The sequence below is a fragment of the Cryobacterium sp. MLB-32 genome, from assembly GCF_000738085.1.
Classification (GTDB): Bacteria; Actinomycetota; Actinomycetes; order Actinomycetales; family Microbacteriaceae; genus Cryobacterium.
In genome coordinates this window covers 1-6,406 of the sequence record NZ_JPRS01000124.1, presented here as the reverse complement: position 1 = coordinate 6,406, position 6,406 = coordinate 1, and the positions used below count along the sequence as shown (strand labels likewise).

General features: G+C 64.6%; 4 protein-coding genes. 3 read left to right on the top strand and 1 reads right to left on the bottom strand.

The window, feature by feature from the left end; translation table 11 throughout:
• The 3 genes from JF66_RS12560 to JF66_RS12550 all read left to right on the top strand — a co-directional run.
• Window positions 1-2,212, top strand: a 2,212-nt coding sequence (locus JF66_RS12560; RefSeq protein WP_156109780.1) for an EAL domain-containing protein, incomplete at its 5' end; no start/stop codon positions are given.
• Window positions 2,213-2,635: 423 nt separating this feature from the next.
• Entirely contained in the window at window positions 2,636-3,307 is a 672-nt protein-coding gene (locus JF66_RS12555) for a hypothetical protein (RefSeq protein ID WP_156109779.1), read from the top strand.
• The gene (locus JF66_RS12550) at window positions 3,304-5,181 is read left to right on the top strand and encodes a hypothetical protein (protein ID WP_156109778.1); all 1,878 of its coding nucleotides are present in this window, start codon (window positions 3,304-3,306) and stop codon (window positions 5,179-5,181) included. The genes JF66_RS12555 and JF66_RS12550 overlap by 4 nt, the downstream gene beginning before the upstream one ends.
• Window positions 5,182-5,224: 43 nt before the next feature.
• On the opposite strand, the gene JF66_RS12545 is transcribed toward JF66_RS12550, so the two are convergent.
• The gene (locus JF66_RS12545; protein WP_051973498.1) at window positions 5,225-6,151 is read right to left on the bottom strand and encodes a DNA processing protein DprA; all 927 of its coding nucleotides are present in this window, start codon (window positions 6,149-6,151) and stop codon (window positions 5,225-5,227) included.
• Window positions 6,152-6,406 lie beyond the last annotated feature (255 nt).

Genomic DNA, 6,406 nt, shown 5'->3' with positions numbered 1-6,406 from the left:
TATTCCGCGGGTGGAGTTGATCGGGACGGCGTTCTCGGATTGCTTCACGGAGCCGGAGAAGGCGGAGGCGGTTTACCAGCTGGTTTTTGAGAAGGGCATGGCCGTTGATTACCCGTTGACGATGCGTCATCGGGACGGCACGTTGATGGAGGTGTTGTACAACGCGTCGGTGTACCGGGATGTTGACGGCAACGTTTTGGGTGTGTTCGCCGCGGCGCGCGATGTTACAGCGGCGCGGCGGGCGTTCGTGGCCGCCCGGTCGATGCTTGAGACGAGTTTGGATTCGTTGGTGGCGATCAGTCCGGAAGGGCTGATCACGGATGCAAATGAGGCGACGGTCAAGGCGATCGGTATTCCGCGGGTGGAGTTGATCGGTACGGCGTTCTCGGAATACTTCACCGAACCGGACAAGGCTGACGAGATTTACCGGAGTGTCTTTGAAAGGCGTATGGGCCTCGCCTACCCGTTGACCCTCCGCCACCGGGACGGGACGCTGACCGAAGTGCTGTACAACGCGTCGGTGTACCGGGACGCTAGCGGCAACGTGCTCGCCGTGTTCGCCGCGGCACGCGACGTGACAGCCCTGCGGAGAGCGTTTGAGGCGGCCCGGTCGATGATTGAGTCGAGTCTGGATTCGTTGGTGGCGATCAGTCCGGAGGGGCTGATCACGGATGCCAACGAGGCGACGGTCCAGGCGACGGGCATTCCTCGGGTGGAGTTGATCGGGACGGCGTTCTCGGAGTGCTTCACGGAGCCGCAGAAGGCGGAGGCGATTTACCAGCTGGTGTTCGAGAAAGGCATGGCCGTTGATTACCCGCTGACGATGCGTCACCGTGATGGGACGCTGATGGAGGTGTTGTACAACGCGTCGGTGTACCGGGACGTTGACGGCAACGTTTTGGGTGTGTTCGCCGCGGCACGTGACGTGACCGGGGTGAGGCAGGCGCAGGAGGCCCTGATCTACCAAGCCTTCCACGATCCGCTGACCGGGTTGCATAACCGTGCCTGGATTCTGGACATCTTGGACGCCGATCTTCTCGCCGCGAAACGGGTGGGTCATGCGGTGGGGGCGCTCTTCGTGGACCTGGACCACTTCAAGACTGTCAATGACTCGCTGGGGCACGCGGCCGGCGACGAGGTGCTCACCACGGTGGCGCACCGGATCGTGGCGGCCCTGCGCCCCGGGGACCGGGTCGGACGCATCGGCGGAGACGAGTTCGTCATCGTAATCCAGGACGTCGAACACGTTCAAGATGTGCTGCGCTGCGCCGAGCGAGTATCTGCCTCGATCTCGGCCGACATTGAGGTGCACGGTCATCGAATCATGCCGACCGTGTCCATCGGCATCGCCACGTCGACGCCGATGTCAAGCTCCGACAGCCTGCTCAGCGACGCGGACTCCGCACTTTTTCGTGCCAAGGCCTCTGGGCGAGCCCGTTGGCACTTCTTCGATAGCGCCATGAATGAGCAGGCCGTGGCGCGTCGCACCCTCGAAGAAGACCTGCGTGAGGGGATCGCTCGCAGCGAATTCTTCATGTATTATCAGCCCATCGTGGCCCTGACCGACGGCCGCGTCGTCGGCCACGAGGCGCTCGTGCGGTGGTCGCACCCAAGTCGCGGACTCCTACACCCCGAGGACTTCCTCGAAGTCGCCGCGGCCACCGGTCTGATCAAGGACATCGGCGCCCAAGTACTTCGCCAGGTGTGCGCACTCCTTGCCGAGCGCCCCGACTTGCCGGGACCGATCAGCGTGAACGTCTCGGCAGTTGAGCTGGCTGCGCCCGGCTGGCTCGCCAGCGTGCAGGCCAATCTGACCAACTATGACGTCGACCCGGCACGGATCGTGATCGATGTGACCGAGACCGCGGCACTCAGCCTTACTGAGTCCGCGCGGGACGCGCTGGCTTCCTTGCGAAGCGCCGGTGCAGGCATCCACTTGGACGATTTCGGCACCGGGTCCTCATCCCTCTCGGTGTTACGGGACCTGCCGGTCACCGGGGTCAAGCTCGACGTGCGTTTAGTGCAGGACCTCACCGAGAAGGAGAGCAACGCCAATACCATCGCCCAGGGAGTGAGTGGGCTGGTCAAGGGCTTGAGCCTCACCGGGATCGCTGAGGGGATCGAGACGCAGATGCAAGCTGACATCCTGCGCGCCCAAGGATGGGAATGCGGGCAAGGGTACCTCTTTGGCAGACCGGCCTCACACCCATGAACGACGTGTTCGACGTGATCTCCGGGTCCGTTGAGTAAGACCGTCCGTCGGGTAAGCGAGGCAGAACCGCGTACCTCTTTCTTTGCCGGCCCGTCCACGCCATCAGTCTCAACGCGACGCAGGAGCGCCGGTGCGGCGGGGGTTCTCTCCTCTAGGTGTCCTGCCCAGGGAGCGCGGTGATTGACACGGTGTTGGCTCCAACCCAAACAGGGTTCCGTGGGAGGACGGCGGGCAAGGACACGACGGTACTCCACGGGAGGTTGGGAGATGCGGTGTGGCTTGAGGTGGAGTGTCGGTGGCGGGGGGCAGAATCGTTGCCAAGAGTTGGAGGACGTTGACGCGAGTCGGAGGGTGATGATGGTGCAGGTGACACCGCGTGATGAGGCGGTCCTGAGTTGGTTGGATGTTGTCCGACTTGCTGACATGGAAGCCTTGCGGTGGGCGCTCGGCGCTCACCTCGACATCGGCCGGCCGGTGTCTTTGCGTAACGCGCAGCACTGGGCGGCTCGGATGGAATCGGTCGGATTGGTCGGGCGATCTCGGCCGACGTTTCGGGACGGGTCGATCGTCTGGCCGACACCCCAGGCTGCGGGGAAGCAGCCACCGAATCTGTTCCGTCAGACGACCAGGCACGAGGTCGCCGTCGCGACAGTGTCGGCGCGGTATGTGGCCCAGGGGTTTACGTGGCGGCGTGATCGGCGGCCGGCCGGGCTGCTCGATCACCAGGTTGACGGTGTCGCGCAGCGAGGCCGGGTGGTGGAGCTCGTGGAGGTGGAGCTGACGCCGAAGACGTGGCAGCGATACAAGCTGATTTGTGAGAATCATGCTTTTCGCCTCGCTCATGAAGGCGTCACTCAAATCTCGTATTTCTGTACCAGCGACGCGGACCGGGCGATCACGCGGGAAGCGGACAAGTTCATCTTCCGCACCGAACGCCAAAGCCTGGTCTCCCGGCACGCTTTTGATCCGCGCGGCCGCTGGGTTGGCCCCGAGCTCGAGGACAGGCCGCACTTGACTGGCGTCGGTCCGGCGTCGATCGAGACCGAGCTTGACGGCGTGCGCGTTTGGGGCGGAACGGCCACGGCACGCGCATGAGCGATGGCGGGCTGCCACATTCCGACTTGGCCAGCGACACGGTCGCGCGGCTGTTCGGCGCGGCCTTCACCGTCGCCGCGGTGCTGGTCGCACTTCCATTGGTCGTCCCGGTTGTCGTCAGTCGCCTGGCCGGTGATGTGGTGGCCACCAAGACGAGATTTTGGGTGGTGTGGCGGTGGCACTGGGTCCTGAATACGGCAGGGATCTTGCTGGTCGCGATGCTGGTGGCCTTCGAAATGCTGCTTCTGGTCAATTGGGTCCAATCCGGTGCTGCCGCCGAGTTCGTGGCTGGGGAGCGGTGGTGGTTGCAGCTCTGGCCAGCAGCGGGTCCCTGGGCCGTCACGAACCTCCTCGCGGGGGTGTTGCTGTTGCCGGTCGCGTGGTCCTTGAAGCGGCGGAAGATTGCTGAGTTGGTTCGCTCTCGTCGGGTGTCGAATGTGGTGCGGCAGGAGAAGATCGAGACCGCGCGCAAGCGCGCCGCTGACAGCAGCGTCGCGCGCCGTATAGGAGTGCACCTCGAAAGCAACACGGGCCGCATCGTCGGCACGACGCTGCAAGCCACGACAGTTCCACTTCTGGTCGGGGCGGGGCAACAGGCGTTCGGGGTGACCAGCCGGGTGACGGTTCGGACGTTGGCGGACCGGTTCTACGATGTCAGGCGGGTCCGAGACTGGGTCGACGCGACAGGCAAATACCTGGTCCTCCCGCCGGCCTCGTCGTCAGTGAGAGCGTTGATCATCGCGGAGTCCGGCAGCGGCAAAACCGTGCTGATCAATGGACTGGTCCTGTGCGCGTTGGAGTACGGGTGGCCGGTGTTCGTCATCGATGCGAAAGGTGACCCGGCCGACGCGGAGAGCCTGGTCGCGGTCGCGTCGAGCTACGGGCGGACGGCGTCGACGGGCGGAGTGTGGGATCTGTTCAACGGCACGGCTGATCAAGTGACGGCGAAGCTGATGCGGCTGATGCCTGTCCCGGATGGCGCCAATCAGCACTATCTGGACGAGATCCGCGGCGTTCTCCAAGCGGTGCAGGACCAGTCCCCGATCCGGAGCGTGGAGGAGCTCCGAGAACGGCTGTCACGTCCCGCCGCGCACGTGCGCGATCAGTATGACCTCGGGATGGTGAACAAGCCCGTGGACCGCGACGGCTCAACGGCCGGCACCCGGTCCTTGCAGAGCTTGCTCGTTGCCCTTCGCCCTCTGGAGCGGTGGATCGGACCCGCCGGGTGGTCCTACAACGCACCGAAGACTGACGTGACCGTGATCCCACTCTCACCGGTCGATGACGCACAGGCGCGCCTGGGTGATTTGTTGCTGCTGGATCTTCGGAATTTCATGGCGTCCCGTTTGGAGCGCCGGGATAAGTCACCGGTGGTGGTGATCGTGGATGAGTTTCCGCAACTGGTCACCGGGGCGCAAGACCCCGGTGACACCGCGGGGAGTCTGTTTGAGACGGCGCGAAGCGCCGGGGTTGGTTTGGTTCTAGCGACGCAGAGCCCGGCCGGCCTCTCCAACGATGAGGTTCGCCGGCGCCGCGCCCTGACAAGTGGCGCGGCATTGATCTTTGGCCGGTCCAAAGATCCTGAAGATGTCGTGAAATACGCCGGGACCGTGATGCGGATGGAATCCGCCGGCCGCGCCACAGGGGAGGAACTAGGTAGCGCTCGGGCGCAGCACACTTTTGTCATTCCGCCGCAAGATGTCCGAGAAGCTGCCGACGGTGCGTTCTGGATCGTGCAGGGCGGAGCGATCGCCCCGTTCCGGGCCCTGCCTAACCGGAAGATCCACACGGTGCAACCCGCTCGCGGAGCGGCGGTGCATTTCGTGCCGGTGGACGACGAGCCTGCCGAGGAACCCGTATCGGGCGCAGAGTGACGGCGGTGCCACCCGCTTGAGGCGGGTGGCACCGACGGGTTGTTTAGATGAGGTCGTCGACGTCGTCGATGCTGGTGACCAGTTGTGCGCCGAAGTCGCGGATGAGGCGGTGGCAGCCGGCGCTCGTGGTGCTCATCGCGAGCCCGGGGATCGCGCCGCACGGGCGGGCCAGATCCAGGGCCGTCGTCGCGACGCTCAACGCGGCGCAGTCATACTCAGCTTCGACGATGACTGCTTTGGTCCCGAGCGCTGCCAGTAGCTGGTTCCGGCGAACGAAACTCCATGTGGAGGGTGCGCTTCCGGGCGGAAGTTCGCTGACGATGGCGCCGTGCTCGGCGATATCAGCAAGAAGGTCGACGCTTTCGGCCGGGACAGGTTGGTCGACGCCGCCGGCGAGAAGTGCGACGGGCGTGTTGGCGGAAGCGCGGGCCGACGTGAGGGCGGCGACGTCGATTCCGTGGGAGGCGCCAGAGGCGATGACGTAGCCGCGTTCGGCTAGGCCTGAGGCCAGGTCGATGCAGACGTGCCGGCCGTAGCCGGTGGCGTTGCGGGTCCCGGTGAGGACCACAGTCCGCGTACTGAGGAGAGCATTATCGCCGCGAACCCACAGGGCGAACGGTGCCGCCGATCCCAAACCAGCCACAGGGGTCGGCCATAACGGGTGGGAGGGTGTGAGGATCGTGAAACCGCGCTCGACACTCTCGGACAGTACGTCGCTGACTTTCAGTGCCGAGTACTCCGGGAGTACGGCGGCTCTCAGGTAGGGCATGTTCACGCCGGCGACGGTGGGCGTGGTGCCGGTGAGGGTTTCGGCGAGGGCTTGTTCCGCGCCTAGCTGCGTGATGAGTTGGCCGGCGCGGGGGTCGCCGGGTGTGGTGATGGTGGCCCACGCGGCGCGGGCGATGGTGTCCGGGGTCATGCGGATGTTGTGGGCGGTGCTGATGGTCTCTGTAACCGCAGCGATGCTCATGATACTTACTCCCTTATCTCGACCGATTATTTTGTTTGCCTTCCGGCGAGAGAAATCGATAGCGAGCGGGAGAGCCGTAGTGCCCAGAATCTCGGGCGAAATAAGGGAGCTTGCGACCGCGTCCGTGAATCTGGGAACGAAGGCGCGGAGCGAGCTACGATGACCGGCCGGAAAGGTCAACAAATCCAGAAAGACAGGCCGCGAAGCGGCTCCACATATGAGTTCGCAGCGGCGCCAGCCGCTTCCACATTGCTT